This window comes from Granulibacter bethesdensis, assembly GCF_001889525.1.
Lineage (GTDB): Bacteria > Pseudomonadota > Alphaproteobacteria > Acetobacterales > Acetobacteraceae > Granulibacter > Granulibacter bethesdensis_C.
This window is the reverse complement of the sequence record NZ_CP018192.1, coordinates 1,519,424-1,537,533: the sequence shown is the minus strand read 5'-3', so window position 1 is coordinate 1,537,533 and position 18,110 is coordinate 1,519,424. Positions and strand designations below refer to the sequence as shown.

Sequence of the window (18,110 nt, the reverse complement as noted above, 5' to 3'; positions counted from 1 at the left end):
CATTGCGTGTCTCTCAATCTCATTGACGATCAATGGATTCCTGTTCTTTGCGCAGATGGATCGCGACGGGTCATTGCACCCTGGCAGATGGCGGAACCGGATGTGGTGCAGCCCGACTGGCCGCGTCCTGACCTCAATATCGCCTGCCTTGAACTTCTGATCGGGCTGGTTTTTCTCGCTGATCCTCCTGTTGACGGGGAGGACTGGGAGGCACGACGCAATCCCGACCCACAACGGTTGCAAGAAAAGCTGGCACCCTACGCTCCGGCGTTCAACCTTGTCGGTGATGGGCCGCGTTTCCTTCAGGATCTGGAGCCTTTCACGGATGAAGCCAGTTCTGTCGATATGCTGTTCATCGACAGCGCCGGGGTACAAACAGCGGGCAACAACGCGGATGTCATGGTGCATCGCAGCCGGTATGACCGTCTCGATTTTCCCATGGCGGCAATGGCGCTTTACACATTTCAGGCTGATGCCCCATCGGGCGGTCGAGGAAACCGTACCTCGCTGCGCGGTGGTGGACCAATGGTCACGCTGGTCGATCCGGAGCGGATGCTGTGGGATCTGGTCTGGGTGAATGTGCCGTGCGGATATTCCGCGAAAATGGAAACTCTGCCCTGGATGCGGCCGACCCGTGTTTCAGACACTGGACAGAAGACTCTTCCGCCAGATGGTGCGCTTTTTGGAGCGGAGGCTTTTTTTGGAATGCCGCGCAGGCTGCGTCTTACCCATGATGAGGGGATGGTAACCGGCGTGATTCAGAAACCGTGGGGCACGAATTATGCGCTCTGGAAACATCCACTCAGCCCCTATTATCGACTGAAACTCGGCACGGAATGGCTGCCGAAACACCCTCGCGTCGGCCATTTCGGCTATCGCAACTGGCTTGGTGTGGTGGTCAAGGAAAAAGAGAGCGATCTCTCCGAACTGGCATTGTGCCTGCGGGAAGAAAGAATTGGTGGAGGCTCCATCCTCGTCGCTGGCTGGTCGATGGATAATATGAAGCCTCGTGACTTCATTCTTTCACGTCAGCGCCGGTTGTCAGCAATACCCGAGGAAGCGGAATACAGGATTGTGGACCTGATTCAGGCGGCTGATGCCGTAGCGGTGGCCCTGCGTAATGCGCTTACGCCTGTTCTGGCGGAGGGCGAAGCGCGGGAAGCGGAGCGTGAGGAGTTTTTCCGTCAGACTGAAACGAAATTCCTCACTCATGTTCAGGCGATTGAGCGTGGCGAAGACACCGCGGATGCCTGGCTGGCTGATCTTCGCCGACAAGCACTTGGACAGTTCGATGCAAAGGCGCTTCCCGGCTTGAATCAGCGGGAAGTGGAAGCAATCGGGCGTATCACAGAGGCCCGCCGATATCTGGGGCTGGCGCTTGCAGGCTACGGAAAACAGGGTGGCGAGATTTTCAAGGCGCTTGGCCTTCCGCTGCCGGAAAAAGGGAAAAGGAAAGCCGCATGAGCAAGGAGGAAAAGGAACCGGGCACCATCGCCTTCGGATGGTGGACGGAATATCTTGAGCCACGGCACACGAATACCGCCGCCCGCGCACTGTCTGCACGCCTGCGCCGGGCGGGGCCGATCAAAGCCCTCTGCGAGCCGGCTGTGCATAAGCTCGCGCAGGAACTCCATGTATCGGGAGGAGAAAGAGAGACGGAAAAGCTTGTCCGTCTGGCATGTCTTCTTGCTGAAGTAAGGGAGGGTGATGCCGCACCGCTTGCGCATCGTCTTGGCGGAAAAGAGCCGGTTCTTTCACGCGGACGTTTTGAAAAACTCATCCGTGCGGAAGGTGAAAATCTGACAGATCTGATGCGCCGCGCCATCGTGATGGCCGACCGGCGCTGTAATGTCGGGGATCTGGCGCGCGATCTCTGGTACTGGAACGACAAAACACGCACAAGTTGGTGCTTTGGCTATTTTCACGCCGATGCGCCCAAGGATGATATGAAGGAAACTGTCTGATGACGACTTTTCTGCAATTCCACCTTCTGACGACCTACGGTCCTTCCAATCCCAATCGGGACGATCAGGGGCGTCCAAAACAGGCAACTGTCGGGGGAGTGCCGCGCCTGCGGATGTCGTCCCAATCCATCAAGCGCGCCCTGCGTGAGAGCACCTTTTTCGCACTTGACCTTGCTGATCATGAAGGGAAACGGACCAAACGGCTTTATCAGAACCTTGTCGAGCATCTCATCAGTCATGGCGTAAGCGAGGAAAAGGCCCACACCGCTGCCGATCAGGTCGCGGCGATTTTCGGCAAGCTGGAAGCGCCCAACAAGGAGACAAAAAACCGCATTGGCACGACACTTGCCTTCATCTCACCTGAAGAATGGAAACTGGCGGAAGAACTGGCCGGGAAAATTGCCGCCGGAGAAAAGGTGCCAGCGGAAAAAGAACTGAAAAAGCAGGTTCTGCGCCGGGCCGATGGCGCGATCGATATCGCCATGTTCGGGCGAATGCTGGCGGATTCGCCTGATTACAATCGCGACGCGGCGGTGCAGGTGACGCATGCCATCACTACACACCTGGCGCAGTCGGAGGAGGACTGGTTCTCCGCCGTCGATGATCTCAACAAGAGTGAGGATACGGGAGCAGGGCATCTTGGCGAGATCTCTTTCGGGTCCGGCGTATATTACCAATATGTCTGCGTGAACTGTGACCTGCTCATCAGCAATCTTGCCGGGGACCGCGAACTGGCGGTGAAGGGGATCGAAGCGCTGGCGGCGGCGCTGGCCCGCACAACGCCCAAGGGTAAGCAGAACAGTTTCGCCCATCATCCGCTCGCGCACTACATTCTGGCCGAAGCCGGAAAGCAGGCGCCCCGCGATTTGTCCGGTGCCTTCTTCTCGCCGGTCAGGGGAGAGCGCCTGCTTGAACAGTCAGTCGAGGCGCTGGAGAAGACCCGTCGGGAAATTGATGACGCCTATGGCAAGGTCTGGACGTCGGAACAGAAGCTGCATGTGGGCAAGGGCGGCACGTTGGACGAGATCACGGCCTTCGTGGGCGCGACCGTACGGGGGGCGTGATGCAGCAGCCCTTTCTGGTGTTCGGTCTGACCGCCTCACTGGGCTCGATGGGCGAACTCGCAGGACATGAGCGGCGAGGTTCTCTCATATGGCCTACCCGATCGGCGATCATCGGGCTGATGGGCGCCGCGCTCGGGATCGAACGGGACGGAGATTTTTCTGCGCTCGATGTCCTGTCGATCGATGTGGCGATCTTCGATGCTGGTGCGCTCGTGCGTGATTACCATACCATTGAGACAATTCCGTCCGCTGCCGCGAAAAACCCGAACTCTCGACCGGAAGCTTTGAGGGACGCGCGCGGCAGAACCAACACGACCATCACCCATCGCGACTATCGGACCAGTGTGTTTTACGGAATTGCGGTGCGGGGCGCAGGGTTGGAGAGGATTGCGGCGTCGCTGCTGGAACCGCATTTCACGCTTTATCTCGGACGGAAATCATGTCCGCTTGCCGCGCCGACCGGGGCGAAGATTGTCGAAGCGGTTTCTGCGGAGGCGGCGCTGGAACATCTGAAAGCTCCCCTTTGGCGTAAAGCATCCGTACAAGCGCACCTGCTTGTTACTGATGATCCGGAGGGTGAGGTCGTGACTGACGTTCCGCTGGACCGTACCAGCTGGCATTTTGCCGCCCGGCGGGTTGGTCTGCGTCCGGTCAGCATCGTGGCGGGAGGCTGACATGACACTTTATTTCAGCCATCTCCGCCTGGCCCGAAATCCTTCCGCACGGGCTCTGGCCGTACTGCTGCAATCCTCGGAGTCCGGGAGGCGGGCGTCGGGAGAGCGGGTGTCCGCACAGCACCATCTACTCTGGTCGGTGTTTGCTGACAGCGAGGAAAGAAAACGGGATTTCCTCTGGCGGGAGGAGCGGGACGGCAGCTTCCTCACGCTTTCTGCACGTCCGCCGCTCCAGTCTGATCTTTTCCAGCCGCATCGGATCAAGCCCTATGCACCGGATCTCGCGCCCGGCGCCCGCCTTGAGTTCCTGCTCCGCGCCAATGCGACCCGTATGAAACGGGATGGCAAACGGGAAGACGTCGTCAAGGCGCCCATAGATGCTTTGGAACAGAGTGAGCGCGCAGAACGTCGTATGGAAATCGCCTCCTTGGCAGGGAAGGCGTGGCTGGAACAGCAGGGAGAAAAAAGCGGCTTCAGAGTTATCACCGCGATTGCCGAGGATTATCGGCAATTGTCGCTGCTACGTCCGGGGGCAACGGACCGCCACGCGATGAAGCTCGGGATTCTCGATCTTTCGGGTCATCTCGAAATGACTGACCCGGCGCTTTTTCTCATGAATCTTTCGCAGGGATTCGGACGGGCGAAATCGTTTGGATGCGGTCTGATGATCATCCGGCGGGCATGATGAGCAAAGGGAGCGGGATTCCCGGTCTTGCTCCGCCGAAACTCATCCCGCTGAAAGACCGGGCCTCCCTGATCTTTGTCGAGCGAGCGCGGCTTGATGTGCTCGATGGAGCCTTCGTCGCCGTCAATGCCGATGGAACACGCACTCAGATCCCGATAGGTGGCATTGCCGGGATCATGCTGGAGCCGGGCGCCCGGATATCACATGCGGCGGTTTCCTTTGCGGCTCGTACAGGGACCCTCATTATCTGGGTTGGCGAGGCAGGCGTGCGGCTCTATTCGGCAGGGCAGCCAGGGGGCGCTCGTTCAGACAAACTGCTATGGCAAGCCAGGATTGCGCTTGATGAGGCAGCGCGACTGCGTGTCGTGCGAAAGATGTATGCCATGCGGTTCGGTGAGGAACCACCCTCACGCCGTTCGATCGAACAGTTGCGAGGAATAGAGGGCGTACGCGTGCGGGAAAGCTACGCGCTTCTGGCAAAGCAGTATGGCGTGCCGTGGAAGCGTCGTCTCTACGATCCCAAGGACTGGGATGCAGGCGATATTCCCAATCGCTGCCTGTCTGCTGCTACTGCTTGTTTGCACGGATTGTCTGAAGCCGCGGTTCTGGCAGCGGGTTATGCTCCGGCCATTGGTTTTCTCCATACAGGCAAGCCTCTGTCATTTGTTTATGATATTGCGGACCTGTTCAAGCTCGAAACCGTTGTGCCAGAGGCATTCCGTATTGCCGGACAAGCCGCCAAAGGTCGCATGGACATGGGGCCGGACCGGGCGGTTCGCCTGGCCTGCAGGGACATGTTCCGTCGGACGGGACTTCTTGGACGTATTATTCCCGCGATTGAGGAAGTTCTTTCCGCTGCGGACCTTCCCCGTCCCGAGTCCCCACTCGAGGCTGCCCTACCCGCTTTTGACGAAGAACAGTCTGGCGATGAGGGCCATCGCGGATGATGGTTGTGGTTGTCACCAATGTGCCGCCACGCCTGCGCGGCAGACTTGCTGCATGGCTGGTTGAAGTGAGGGCCGGTGTGTATGTTGGCAACTATTCGGCTCGGACGCGTGAAATGATCTGGCGCCAGGTGACGGAAGGTCTGGAAACAGGCGACGCCGTCATGGTGTGGAAGGCATCAACGGATCAGGGATATGACTTCCTCACTTGTGGTCGCAACCGCCGCATGCCGGTTGATTTTGATGGGCTGAAGCTTGTAACTTTCCTTCCCGAAAAGTCGGCTTAAAAACCTCTTTTTCTGTCGGTAAGATCTTTGACAATGTAAAAACAATTTTGAATCAATAATTTACACGAAGAGTGTTCCCCGCCTGCGCGGGGATGAACCGCAGAGGCGCTTTTCGACACCGGACCGGAGAATGTGTTCCCCGCCTGCGCGGGGATGAACCGATTCATCTCCATTATCTGATATGCGGTTATAAGTGTTCCCCGCCTGCGCGGGGATGAACCGAATACCTGTCGTGGCTGGCCTCGCATAGCCAGGTGTTCCCCGCCTGCGCGGGGATGAACCGGGAAGGTAAGTCTAACTGCTGTATGTCGGAAAGTGTTCCCCGCCTGCGCGGGGATGAACCGGACATGCTGCGCTGGCAGCTGACATCCCGGGCGTGTTCCCCGCCTGCGCGGGGATGAACCGGGACGATCGATATGGCCGATATCCTCGATCTGGTGTTCCCCGCCTGCGCGGGGATGAACCGTCAGGGAACGTGGGGAACGATTGTGCAGCGACGTGTTCCCCGCCTGCGCGGGGATGAACCGATTTTCCGACATCGCGGAAATCGATCCTGTTTGTGTTCCCCGCCTGCGCGGGGATGAACCGATGCGCTTGGTGGCGATGCTGCGGCTCTACTGGTGTTCCCCGCCTGCGCGGGGATGAACCGACTGAAGCGTACAACGCTGGTGGCACGGTGCGGTGTTCCCCGCCTGCGCGGGGATGAACCGGGACGGGCATCCCAGAACATCATGCAGATTCTGTGTTCCCCGCCTGCGCGGGGATGAACCGTTGCTTCACTCGGTTCCCACTCCCACATCGGCGTGTTCCCCGCCTGCGCGGGGATGAACCGCGCTCGATGCGGTGAGGGTCTTCGATGCGGTGGTGTTCCCCGCCTGCGCGGGGATGAACCGGGGCCAGCGTCAGGGACAGCGTCTGGGCCAGCGTGTTCCCCGCCTGCGCGGGGATGAACCGCAGTCAGTCAGCCGATGCCGACCTTAATCGCCGTGTTTCCCGCCTTCGCGGGATGTACCGAACAGCCTATAGTCATATTGGGACGACCCGGAACCACGGTGTATCAAGGGCTGCAAGGTGGTGTGTCCGGGAGGGTTCAATTGGGAAAGCGTGCGGTTATCTATCGCCGTTTTCCACGGTCGATCAGGCCTGCGAGCGGCAAAAGGACGCGCTGAAGCAGTTTGCTGAACGCGTAGGCTATGAAGTGTAAGGCATCTTCATGGAGACAGGCTATGGCGTCCGGCTGGATCGAGTGGAGCGTTGAAAGGCGATCAGCCACGCCCGTGAAATTGATGCCATTCTGGTGAAGGAGCTATATCGCTGGGGACGTTCGATCTGCATGATTGATTTCTTTTTGCTGAGCGAGCGCCGGATGGTGTGGATCGCGCAGCATTTTCCCGTGGCTCATGGTTTCCCCGCCTTGATGACCGCCGGGGCGTCAGCAGTATTGTCTACGTCATCAAACATGGCTTGCAATGGAAGGATGCGCCAAGCATCATGCTGCTCAGCAAAGGTTAGATGAGTGACCACAAGGTCGAGAATCTCTTCGTCAAACTCAAGGATTGGCGGCGTATCAGAACTCGTTACGACAGATGCGCATACTTTCTTCTCAAGCATATTCATCGCAGCAGCCGTCATGTTCTGGCTATGATTTAATGAGTCCCGAGCCTAGACACTTGGTGTAGCGAATACCCATCTTCATTGCTGTTTTCTTGATCCAATTTGGTCAGCACATACGCCAAGAAAGCCGATCTTTGCAGCGGTCAAGATCATGGCCGTTCAGCAAGGTGCATGCTTGGTAGTATGCTCCCAAACAAGAAGTTTGCCGGTCCCAGCTTTCTGTGGCCTGCCAGGCTGCCAATAGATCTCCTCAAACTCTTGTTGAAGGGCCTTCCCCAAAGTCTTTATATGGAATGAGAACCATAAATTCTAATATACAAAATATCACATATATATTATATAATATGTTTAAATATACGTGGTGTATGCCATTTTGGTTAACCAGCTTGCAGAAAAATAGAGGATAGCAGCGAAGTTCTGGTTCTGAAATATGGTAGGAAAAATATTACGCTGAAATGCTGGACAGGCTGGTGTGCTCGATCACACATGTCGCTTCATAAAAATATAAAAGGCATGAACTATAACAGATCACACTATGTGGTTGGGCGTGCACAAATCTTTGGCATTCTTGGCTTGGTAGCAACGCTGGTCGCTCTTAATTTTTACTGACAAGCAATGCATTTTTTATGTCCGGTCTTGCATTGCTCCACCGCCCACAGATCGGGTGCCTGTCACGCCAATGCCGACCAAGCTGATCGAGACGGACTAAGAAGGGCCAACGACCGTGGGAGGCTTTGTTATCTAATGAACGCCCGTCGCTTTGCCGCTGGCGCGTGGATTGTCACAACTACAATCGCGCTCATAGTCGGAGGTTCGTATTCCGCAGGATTACGTATCAACATTACCGCTTCCGCACCACGTGGGTTGTGGTTGATCAGCCGGATTGAAGCGGGATCCGTTCGACTAGGTGAAATGGTGTCTGTCTGTCCACCCGCGCAGAGGGTTGTTATCGCTATGCTGAGACACGGCTTTATCGGCCCGGGTAATTGCCTTGGCACAGATAGCGAGCCCTTCCTAAAGCCGGTGGTGGCTGTTGCAGGTAATACTGTGATCATTCGCCCGGCAGGATTGATCGAGGTCAATGGCATGCTCCTGCCAAACAGCGCCCCGCTGGCAAACATGCCCGCATGGCCTGCTGGTACCTATACCGTCAAGCCTGGGCAAGTCTGGCTGATTTCCAGCTATGATCCAGGTAGTTTCGACAGTCGCTATTTTGGCCCTGTACCCACCACCAACATTCTTGGGCAGGCTATACCAATTTTAATTGATGGTGACACCAAAAGCATAGCTCTACGTCCACTGCTGCAAGGCGGCGGAATATAGATAGAGGAGGAAGAATTATGTTTGTTGATCCAGCACTTATTCAAACATGCGCACCGACCGTCGCGCAAAGCACGGTTCAGAGCATCATTCAGGTGGAAAGCAAGGGAAACCCTTTGGCTATCAACGTAAACGGAACAAAGCTTGCTCGACAGCCGCGTGACATAGTTGACGCTACTGCCCTTGCAAAAGCCTATATCAAGGCTGGCTATTCAGTCGATCTTGGCCTAATGCAAGTGAACAACAAAAATTTGTCAAAACTTGGTTACACTATCTCCGATATGTTCATTCCATGCAAAAATCTTTCAGCAGGTGCTCAAATTCTTACGAAGTTCTATACATTTGGACGTGAACAGATGATCGATCCGCAGATTGCATTGCGCGCAGCTCTGTCAGCCTACAATACAGGCAATTTTATTTCCGGTTTCAGAAACGGCTATGTCGCCCGATATTTTGCTGGGTCTCTGCTGACAAAATTCGGCCAGTTCACGGCGGAAAATAAAAAGCAAGACAAAGACGACTCTTCATCTTATGGGCAGCAGATCATCAATCCCTATACTGCTAACACTGTTGTCTATGTCCGTCATGAGGAAACCGTACTGCAGAAGTAGGTTATGCCCACCGTCATCCTTATCAAAGAAAGCGGCCGCCTCACGTCAGGCATTGTATGCACTCATTTCCTTGGATCCGGGTATGAAGAAAGACGAGTGGAATCCACATATTTTTGTATAGCTGAGCAACACCGAGAGGTTTTAATTGCTGTTCCATGGTGGTAAGATAACATCTTTAGTCACCATAATATTGAATTCGTAACCTGGCCTGATCTCGAGCGTTGGTTGAATGTTCATGCCACGATTAGCCATAACAATGCCGGCCTCTGCCAATTGTTGTCCGAGCATTCCTGCTACAATCTGAGAACTATTGAAATTTTGTCCGTTTGTTGCTTGTGGCTGAGAAAGTTGTACACCTGCTGAAAAGACCGACATCAGTAGTGCATTACCAAAAATTTTCCACATGTGGTTATTCACCTGATCTTTAAAGCCTGCATAGCCGCTTTGGTCCGTGCCGGGCATGAAATCAAGGGAAACAGATGAGCCATCTGGATAAATAATTCGTTTCCATCCGACCAATACGCGACTTTGGCCCATGGTGATTCTGCTGTCATAGCTGCCGATCAAGCGTGCTCCAGCTGGAATCAGCAGATAACGACCTGTGGCGGTATCATACACATTTTGTCGGACTTGAGCGATGATCTGTCCTGGAAGGTCGGAGTCAACGCCAGAAATCATGACACCCGGAATTACTGTCCCTGCTTTCACTTCGGTATTGGAAAGAGGTGCAGTGCGCGTGTAAGGCAAATAGGGGCTGTTAGCATCGCTTTTCTGAGACAAAAATCCGTTTTTTTCGCGTTGCTGGTTTTGGTCATTGTTCTGACCGCTCCCCAACCCTGGCAGAATACCAAAACCACCAAGATTATTTGCAAGTCCACCAAAACCACCTATTCCGCTTCCGCTGATGCCGCCAGAATAATTGATAGGGGGAACAATAGGCATAAACCCATCTGTCTGGCTACCCATGTTCCCTGCCTGGGCTGCACGCATTGCATCAGCGCTTGGAAGGCCACCAAGCGGTCGTGGCATAGGAGTGGATTCATTAACCGCTTTTTGTGTCGCAGTTTTAGTAAAACCTTGTACATCGCTGGCTGCTGAAAGGGCTTCTAATTCGGTATCGACGCGGCGGGATGTAATATGTTGGATAAGCTCCAATCTTGCCTTATATTCTTCGGACATAGTCTGTGTTTGGATCGGGTCTATCTTAGGCACTATCGGCTGATGCTGAGGTGGTGGTGTAGGGGGTACTGCATCACTTGGGTTGATGGGTGGGGTTGCTTTTGCAACGACCGCACCAGATTCAATGGGCGCTTTTGCCACGTAGTTCATTGCTTTTTCTCGCTGGTAGAGAGTGTAGGCTACCGAGAAAATAGCGAGCAGACAAAAAACGCCAACAATGAATAATGGCAAGTGGTTAAGGCGGCGTACACTCCGACTTTGCGTTGGTGGTACAAGAAAACCGGGAGGTTGGCCTATTGTGCTGGCAGGCGGTTTTTTTTCTTCAGCCATTAGTGCGACTCCCTAACAGTAAACGGAGCATTGAATGTCAAAGCACCATTTTTATCACGATAATAAAAACGTGCCGCTTCAACGCCCTGATATTGCAATTGGAGCAACACGCCCGCATCGAGGGGAGATATCAAATAACGCAGGTGTGTACCGTGAGGTTGCTTGGATACAGGTGATGGATACTGTGGCAGCTGCACGAGCGCATAGCCTCTTGTGCGCAAAGCTGTTTCGAAGGCGGGCGTCAGGATATTGCCACGCAGCGACTGCGGTGGATCAAGCATAAGGGTTGTCTGTGCGGGTGGTAGCACTGTTGTTAGATAATCGGCGGCGTCATACGCCATTACGCTGGCATCCGAGGGGTTGGTAATCTTCTCTGACACGTATGACATGCTACTATCCGGCAATGTAGCACAGCCGGTCAAAGCTGATATTGTGAGAATACTAAAAATAAGAAAATGCTTTTTCATGTTAATTCCCCTCATACGTAATTATGACGCGTTGTTGATCTCCGCCAACGCCAGTAATGAGGGCAGCACGTTGTAGTAACTGGTCTACGACGTAGCGATCACCCGCAACCCGGTAGTTCACCAGCTTTGTAGGTGCACTATGGAACCAACCACCTTCACCAAGAGCCACGAGTGCGGGTGCGCCATTGGGGAAACCTGAGCGGGGAAATTGGATATAAGTTTTTAAACCATCAGTGTAGACACGCAAAGGTGTCCATGAGGGATTATCACCTGATAAACGAAACCTGAAATCAAGGTTGGCCAGATTTTGCCCGGTTTCTGGTATTGTATTCCGCGCATAATTTGCTGCTGAAGCTTGCTGCGCTTCTCCTTCGCGTTGATGATAGGATGCCCATGCGGCTTGAATGTCATCAGGATAATCAAACGAAAGAATTGGTATCCATCGTTGTTGATCGCTGACCAGTTTGATGGTGTAGCTACGACGCGTTGTTGTAATAAACAGATCAGTCGTCAGGCCAGAATCCGTGGGCTTCACGACGACAAAGGTGGTTGTGCTTCCGCCGCTGCCGCTTGTCGCTGGATTGATCCTCCAGCGAGCAATGTCACCTGTGTGAACGTCATTAACGATCTCACCAGGTTGAAGCCTGATTGAGCAGACCTCAAGCGGCGTGCAGATCAACACTGGCATGGTTGCACCATAAAGATAAACTACACTTCCATCACCGCCGCGCCGTGGCCTGTCGGGATGATTTTTCCATTCATCCGCGAGCTTGAGACCATATGCTTCCTTTTCTGTCAGCGGGACTATATTTGATGACAAGAACGGCACTGCAGGAAGAGGAGCAAAGGGTGTAGGTGGACTATTAGCCGGTGTGCGAGTCAGCTTTATAGATTCTCCTGGCGGTTGGATGGTATTTTGAGCCATTGCAAGAGCTGGCAAAGTCAAGAAAAAAATAGAGGCCCAAGCTGAAGAGATTCTCATTTTATTACAATTTTTCATTGCATTCACCTTGGAAAGTAAACTTTTTATCAAGATGGCAGGCGACTACTCCAAGCGAACTGCCTGACGTAAATTCCTAGAGGATTAAGCATGATTTGCTGCGGGTCGGTTGGCGGTGCAAGCGAGATTGTTAAGGTTGCTTTCCAATCTTTGGTGCTGATTACTTTTCCAGAAGGTGACTTTGTGGTTTCAGTCCATTCCACCTCCCAAGACTCATTAGAGACAGGCACAACCAGATTAATTTGAACAGAAATATTTTCTGATGAAGAAAGAATATAAGGGTTGTGTTCTCGATGATAGGAAGCAAGTGCCTGATAGGCGGCGCTCTGAGGCAGCGTCATGGCATACGTTGTGTCAATAAGATTTTTCATGGCTTGGCCATCTGTATAGATCGTACGCGCACCAATGACCCAATTTGCCAGCGCTGCCGCTATAACATTTGAATCTGGTTGCTTCAAAATTTCTGCACGTTCAACACGGACTACATCGTTATGCCCGTTCAGGCTCACAATGTAGGGTACCACTCGTGATTGCATGGACACTGAGACCAAACCTCCGACCGCCACGAATGCAATTCCTAAGGCGAAGAAAGCAGTTAAACGCCACGTTTTTGCTTTTTTTATATATTCGCCGTACCTCTCATTCCATTCACGGCGCGCGGCGATATAAGGCGATAGTGGTGCATTAACTGTCTTTTTCTTATCGGGTACTTGCCGTTTCATATGAACCCCGCTTAGTATAATATTATATAATATAAATTATACTTTAATTCGAAGAATTGTTTTTATTTTTGCTTGCTGCCGATTATAGGCCATAAGCAGTTCAGGTGATGTGAAGGGAAACCAATCGCGCCCTCGTCGTCATGGCATATAAGATACCAAGCCCTTATTTTTACCACATGAGCAAAAATTAAACGCGGCTAAATGCAAGCAAAAAGTAATTCTATATAAGAATAAAACTATCATATTCATAATAATATTGCCGTTCATGTCTTTTCTTTCGGATCCGGTGTGGGCGGGAGCATGTTTTCAGGTTTTGATGATGGGAATGCGTCATTGCGCACCCATGTTTTGCCCTCTCCATTCCCACCGTTTTGTAGACTTTGGCTGAGAGTCAATTTGTGATTACGTTCCATTCCAGGCACAGAGAGCGTAGATAAGAGGCCAGTGTCTCCCACAGCTCTAGCCAAAGCAGACCGAGCAAACACCATACTGATTGGCCGAGATGGTGAGTCAGAAGAGGTTTGCTGGCTGAATGACTGAGGAGTTCCAGTTTTGCCGCCGGAAGCACCGTCAAGAGCCGCAGAGGCAGCTCGTGTATTATCTGCCACTATTGTAATGGGGGCGCTTATACCTGAGGATGCACCTGGAATGCGTGATATATAACTGTCGCCCTGTCTTGATCTATTCTGTGGTAACGAGCCAGTATCGGATTTTGATATGTGTGTTGAACCGCCAACACGTGGTGACAGCAAACTAGCTGTTTGAATTGAACTGCTCTCACTGCTGCTCATAATTCCAGATATTTTGCTATGTTCGGCAAAGGAGTAATCCATCGCGTTGGCAAGGTTGCGACCAGCAGCGTTAACATCAAATTCTGTAGCCTTGCCTACTCCGCCTGCTACAGGAGGGATGCTACCGACGCCTCCGGTTGCGGCTGTGAATGCAGCTCTGGCCCCAACTACAGAAAGGTCGCCTATCGATGACCCAGAAATCATGCTTTGCACTAGATCCGGGATTTGTTTTGATAGGTAGGCACAAACAAGGGATAATCCGACCATTGTCCACATGGACACTTGGTCACGGCTGTAGGCTGCTGCCCATGAATTACCAGACTGGATTATAATACCTATCAGAAGAGTCAAAACAAATAGTTTGGCACCGACAGCTACCGCATAACGCGCCATCGCCATCGCATATCCGCGGGTCCATTGACTGCCGCCAAAGCCTAAGAAAAAAACGGAGGCATTAATGACGATATAAGATTCAACTAGCGTAACGCCCATAAAGGCGGAGATAAAGGAGAAGCATAATAAAACGATGACGCTCGCTAAAGAGACCATTCCAGCGATGAGAGGATTCACTGTACGCGTTTCGCCAATGGTTTTTGCCATTTGAACTGCAAACCCGAACATGTTGCCAGGTTCAAGTTGCTGGCCCACACCAGCAGCCACGGCACCGGCATGCCGGAAAGAATTGACAATATCGGTTGCCCATGTAACTGCGTTAGTTAACAGTGCATAGAAAAAGCCGATGATCATGACAAAATATAATAGTTCACCAACGATTTCTCCTATGTCTGCACCCTTGAGAACAAGGGGTGCAAATGTCCAGACCAGTTGAATAAGTGCAAGTGACCAGAAAAGGTCTTTAGCATATCCGAGTAGTCTTGCGTTCCAGCTATTTGCACCAGATTGGATCAAATCGAGCAGCCCTTGATAGGACTGTGTCGGATTGCTGAGATCAGCAGCATGAGAAGCATCTGAAAAGAGCAGGACTGTGCCAAAAGCAAATAGTATGAGCACCAATGATTTCTTAATGATATTGTAACTATCACTCGTAGTGGATTGAGGGGAGCAGAATTGCTTATCCGAGGATATTACTAAAGCATGGTTATTCACTGTGACTGAAACGCGACGGCCGCTATCGATCTGGCGAGCGATTAGGATATCTACCACTGTAAACACGACCAGAATAATGATTTCAATAGCAGCCTTGATTTGCATGGGCTAATATCCTTTTGCTCCGCTCCTGTTTACGGTGCCAGAGTAGAAAGCTGCTGTTGCAGCATCATCAATTGCTTGTCTCTGGATAGCCTGAGCATAATAATTGCCTTCATTCTGAATTTGTGCATTTACTAGCTCGCGCAATTTTTGCATTTGCTGCACCTGCTGAGCAGCAATTTGATTGGCAGCCTGAATAGCCTGCAATTGCCCTGCTGCTGACTGAGATTGGTTGATCAGAGATGCAAGCTGTGAGTCTTCCGTTTGAATTTGGTTCACGTTTGTTCCGGCTACGCCCATGGCTGCTTTATTGGAATCAAGCCCATTTTGAGCCCATTGCTTATAAAAATCCTGGACATAGGCAGGATTCTGCCCATTGTTTGTCAGGTAAGTATTATAGCCTGGAAATTTTGTAGAAAAATTATTTTCAAAGTTTGCAATATTTCCTGCAACTGCACTACTTTGATTGTAGAGACTTTGGATTTGAGCAAGGTTACTGGTGATCTGAGAAAAAAGGCTTTGGGGAAGGGAAAGCCCTTGCCGTACCATACTTTGATATTGTTGGATTTGTGTTTCAAGTTGTTGAGCGCTTATCGCTGCCGTTTCTACTTCTTTTCCATACTGTAACATCTGCGATAAAAGGTTTGAGCAGTTTACGCATGTCACTGCCCATTGGGCATACGCAGGGTTGACCCCGGCGAACAAAGCAGTACCAAAAGAAAATATCATTAGCCTGAAAAAGAGAATTTTACTGAACAAATTTTTCATAATCGACGCTCCTATGATCTAACCAAACCAAAGGCCAGTCTACTCCATGAAGTTCTTGCAGAAGCTGAATCTCGGCGATAGATTCTTTATCTGATACAGCTACAAAACTAAGGGCAAGCGGACCTAATCCTAATTCGAATAGACGACGACCGAGTGATGATTTATAATAGTAATGTCGCTTATATTGGCCATTTTTCAGTAATTCAATTTCCCGCTGATTAAGACCGAATGTTTGGTAAAGATCAGCTGGGCCAGGATTATCTTTAGTACCCCTTAAATCAGCTTCTTTATTTGGAAGCAGAATTTTAGTAGGGCACTGTTCAAGCAGAACATCGAGAAGGCCAGAACCAACTGCGTCAGATAGGCTCTGCGTTGCCAGAAGAACAAGGCAGTTTTTCTTTCTCAATTCTTTAAGCCATTCACGCAGGCGTTCACGGAACACCGGATGCCCCAGCATCACCCAGGCTTCGTCAAGTGAAAGGATTGCCGGCTGTCCTTTCAATGATTGCTCAAATCGCCTGAAAAGATAGAGGAGTACAGGAATAGCATTTTTATCGCCCAGTTTCATCAATTCGTCGATTTCAAAAACGGTAAACGGAGATAAATCTACCCTGTCAGACTGCCCGTCCAGCAGATATCCCATTGCACCACTAATTGTATAGTGCGAGATAGCAGCGCGAATTTCATCATCCTGTATAGTTGTCACGAACTCTGTTAAGGATCTGTTCTCACGTGGTGCTTGTGCGAGTAGTCTCATAGCCCGGTGCATTTCCGCTTTTTGTTGAGGCGAGGGCGCACGATTGGCCTGCAATTCAAAGCAGATCGCGACCCACTCCTCTGCCCACAGCATATTTGAGTCGGAATCAATTTCCGTGAGGGGAGCGACAGCTATTGGACTGTCGTCTGAACCAATATCATAGTGGCGGCCGCCTGTGGCCGCGCATAGGGCATAGAGCGAACGTCCTTTATCAAAGGCCGTAATTGTCATAGGCAACGTCGTGCCATCATGCTGAGGCCGTGAGCAGTAGCGGCGGGCTTGCACAAGTATCATTGCCAGAAGCGTTGACTTTCCTGCTCCTGTCGGTCCGAAAACCAGCGTATGGCCTACGTCGCCAACATGAAGATTAAGTCGAAACGGCGTTGCTCCCGTTGTAACCGTCTGCATCAGTGGAGGGGAGCCTGCTGGGTAGAAGTTACAGGGGCACTCCCGCTCGCCTGGCCATATGCTTGCTAAAGGCAATAGATCTGCAAGATTCAGCGTATGCACCAAAGGACGGCGTATATTTGGATAGGTATGACCGGGCAGCGATCCAAGCCATGCCTCAAGGGTATTCACCGATTCAATGCGGGCCGAAAATCCACGCCGTTCTATCTCTCGTTTTATATAGCGCGCCTGCTCTTCTAAAAAAGCCCTGTTCTTATGTATAAGGACGATAACAGGTGTGTAATATCCGTATGCGACAAGGTCAGATTTGGCCTCATTAATCGCCTCCTCGCTTTCGTGGACCATACCGAGCGCATCGGTATTTATCATGCCCTTTTGGCTTTTGATAACTTGTGACCAGAAACCACGTACTTTTTGTTGCCACTTCAGCCGGTAACGGTTGAGTGCCGCCACGGCTTCATGCTGTTCAAGAAAAATAAAACGAGAAGACCAGCGATAAGCTAACGGCAGGCCGTCTAACATGCCGAGCATTCCCGGTTCTGTCATACCAGGAAAACCCTCAATCGCTACACACATAAAAAACTTTTCCCCTAACTTTGGTATGTCACCTGGCCAGAGTTCGGGAAAGCCCAACCATGCATCCAGATACATCGGACAATCCGGAATGCGTAAAGCAATTGCTTCGCCAGTAAGACAGAAATGTAGATAGTTTACCAACTCGTCGGAGTCATAGCTTTCACCCTCAGGTGTCTCGCTCCGTAATGTTTTCATGCGCCGCATATGCAGCAGATCACCAAGCCCATCCTCTAAATCAAGGAGCCGTTTTTGGAAATCTTCAAGATGGCGGTTGCCCGGCGGCGCACTATGGTCGGCCTCAATATCATTATAGACCATTTCGCTAAATCGGGATTCCCTCAATAAAGGCGGAAGGTATTCCACGATGATCGCATATTCAGTTTCGTAGTGCGCAGCATCCTGCTCAAACATCGCACGTCGTTCAGCGTCAATCATTGCTGAAATAGGCTCAAGGAAATGCGCAGTTTCTGGTTCTGGATAACCTGGCGAATCAATGCGAATGGCATCAATCCATATAGCCCAGCCAGCGCCAAAACGAGCTAGATAGGTATTGACCATCGCGGTCAAGTAATTGAGTTCTGAGTTTGTTGCTACAGCGGCGTCATCGCCTCGGAAGAAAAAACCAGCAATGAGTGATCCATCTTTGCCGAGAATGATGCCTTCATCAATCAAGGCTGCATAGTTCAGCAGATCAGGCAGGCCCGCAACTTTGCTCCTGAATTGTTGTAGCGCAAGCATCG

General features: G+C 51.7%; 16 protein-coding genes, 1 pseudogene and 1 CRISPR repeat array. Of the genes and pseudogenes, 10 read left to right on the top strand and 7 right to left on the bottom strand.

Annotated features, from left to right (window positions below):
- Positions 1–6: 6 nt before the first annotated feature.
- The 10 genes and pseudogenes from casA to GbCGDNIH6_RS07035 all read left to right on the top strand — a co-directional run bounded on the left by casA (position 7) and on the right by GbCGDNIH6_RS07035 (position 9,163).
- On the top strand, positions 7–1,464 hold the full coding sequence (casA, locus tag GbCGDNIH6_RS07080) for a type I-E CRISPR-associated protein Cse1/CasA (protein WP_072563359.1): 1,458 nt from the start codon (positions 7–9) through the stop codon (positions 1,462–1,464).
- The gene (gene casB / locus GbCGDNIH6_RS07075) at positions 1,461–1,964 is read left to right on the top strand and encodes a type I-E CRISPR-associated protein Cse2/CasB (protein ID WP_072563358.1); all 504 of its coding nucleotides are present in this window, start codon (positions 1,461–1,463) and stop codon (positions 1,962–1,964) included. The genes casA and casB overlap by 4 nt, the downstream gene beginning before the upstream one ends.
- On the top strand, positions 1,964–3,028 hold the full coding sequence (gene cas7e, locus GbCGDNIH6_RS07070; RefSeq protein WP_072563357.1) for a type I-E CRISPR-associated protein Cas7/Cse4/CasC: 1,065 nt from the start codon (positions 1,964–1,966) through the stop codon (positions 3,026–3,028). The genes casB and cas7e overlap by 1 nt, the downstream gene beginning before the upstream one ends.
- Positions 3,028–3,702, top strand: a complete 675-nt coding sequence (gene cas5e, locus GbCGDNIH6_RS07065; protein WP_072563356.1) for a type I-E CRISPR-associated protein Cas5/CasD — start codon at positions 3,028–3,030, stop codon at positions 3,700–3,702. The genes cas7e and cas5e overlap by 1 nt, the downstream gene beginning before the upstream one ends.
- Position 3,703: 1 nt before the next feature.
- Entirely contained in the window at positions 3,704–4,387 is a 684-nt protein-coding gene (gene cas6e / locus GbCGDNIH6_RS07060; protein ID WP_072563355.1) for a type I-E CRISPR-associated protein Cas6/Cse3/CasE, read from the top strand.
- Positions 4,387–5,334, top strand: coding sequence for a type I-E CRISPR-associated endonuclease Cas1e (gene cas1e / locus GbCGDNIH6_RS07055; RefSeq protein ID WP_072564434.1), 948 nt, complete (start codon positions 4,387–4,389; stop codon positions 5,332–5,334). The genes cas6e and cas1e overlap by 1 nt, the downstream gene beginning before the upstream one ends.
- Positions 5,331–5,618 (top strand): type I-E CRISPR-associated endoribonuclease Cas2e, encoded by a 288-nt coding sequence (cas2e, locus tag GbCGDNIH6_RS07050; protein ID WP_072563354.1) that lies wholly within the window; start codon positions 5,331–5,333, stop codon positions 5,616–5,618. Before cas1e ends, cas2e begins: the two co-directional genes overlap by 4 nt.
- Positions 5,619–5,689: 71 nt before the next feature.
- A CRISPR array of direct repeats spans positions 5,690–6,572; the repeat unit is 29 nt; unit sequence GTGTTCCCCGCCTGCGCGGGGATGAACCG.
- A 585-nt stretch (positions 6,573–7,157) separates the two neighbouring features.
- Positions 7,158–7,263 (top strand): annotated as a pseudogene (locus GbCGDNIH6_RS12645) (IS5/IS1182 family transposase); the annotation flags it as partial.
- 713 nt (positions 7,264–7,976) lie between these two features.
- Positions 7,977–8,555 carry a S26 family signal peptidase gene (locus GbCGDNIH6_RS07040; protein WP_072563353.1) on the top strand — a complete coding sequence of 193 codons (579 nt, stop codon included), beginning with the start codon at positions 7,977–7,979 and terminating at the stop codon, positions 8,553–8,555.
- Between the two features lie 17 nt (positions 8,556–8,572).
- On the top strand, positions 8,573–9,163 hold the full coding sequence (locus GbCGDNIH6_RS07035; protein ID WP_072563352.1) for a lytic transglycosylase domain-containing protein: 591 nt from the start codon (positions 8,573–8,575) through the stop codon (positions 9,161–9,163).
- Positions 9,164–9,304: 141 nt separating this feature from the next.
- Here the strand turns inward: GbCGDNIH6_RS07035 and GbCGDNIH6_RS07030 are convergent, their stop codons facing one another.
- The 7 genes from GbCGDNIH6_RS07030 to GbCGDNIH6_RS07000 all read right to left on the bottom strand — a co-directional run bounded on the left by GbCGDNIH6_RS07030 (position 9,305) and on the right by GbCGDNIH6_RS07000 (position 18,108).
- Positions 9,305–10,672 carry a TraB/TrbI/VirB10 family type IV secretion system protein gene (locus GbCGDNIH6_RS07030; RefSeq protein WP_198355726.1) on the bottom strand — a complete coding sequence of 456 codons (1,368 nt, stop codon included), beginning with the start codon at positions 10,670–10,672 and terminating at the stop codon, positions 9,305–9,307.
- The gene (locus tag GbCGDNIH6_RS07025) at positions 10,672–11,139 is read right to left on the bottom strand and encodes a hypothetical protein (protein WP_072563351.1); all 468 of its coding nucleotides are present in this window, start codon (positions 11,137–11,139) and stop codon (positions 10,672–10,674) included. The genes GbCGDNIH6_RS07030 and GbCGDNIH6_RS07025 overlap by 1 nt, the downstream gene beginning before the upstream one ends.
- A gap of 1 nt (position 11,140) precedes the next feature.
- Positions 11,141–12,172, bottom strand: coding sequence for a P-type conjugative transfer protein TrbG (trbG, locus tag GbCGDNIH6_RS07020; protein WP_198355725.1), 1,032 nt, complete (start codon positions 12,170–12,172; stop codon positions 11,141–11,143).
- Positions 12,169–12,861: a VirB8/TrbF family protein gene (locus GbCGDNIH6_RS07015; RefSeq protein WP_072563349.1), complete on the bottom strand. Its 693-nt coding sequence runs from the start codon at positions 12,859–12,861 to the stop codon at positions 12,169–12,171. Before GbCGDNIH6_RS07015 ends, trbG begins: the two co-directional genes overlap by 4 nt.
- 263 nt (positions 12,862–13,124) lie before the next feature.
- Complete coding sequence (gene trbL / locus GbCGDNIH6_RS07010; protein WP_081370006.1) at positions 13,125–14,864, bottom strand: P-type conjugative transfer protein TrbL; 1,740 nt, start codon at positions 14,862–14,864, stop codon at positions 13,125–13,127.
- Between the two features lie 3 nt (positions 14,865–14,867).
- On the bottom strand, positions 14,868–15,629 hold the full coding sequence (gene trbJ / locus GbCGDNIH6_RS07005) for a P-type conjugative transfer protein TrbJ (protein ID WP_072563348.1): 762 nt from the start codon (positions 15,627–15,629) through the stop codon (positions 14,868–14,870).
- Positions 15,610–18,108: a VirB4 family type IV secretion/conjugal transfer ATPase gene (locus tag GbCGDNIH6_RS07000; RefSeq protein ID WP_072563347.1), complete on the bottom strand. Its 2,499-nt coding sequence runs from the start codon at positions 18,106–18,108 to the stop codon at positions 15,610–15,612. Before GbCGDNIH6_RS07000 ends, trbJ begins: the two co-directional genes overlap by 20 nt.
- Positions 18,109–18,110 lie beyond the last annotated feature (2 nt).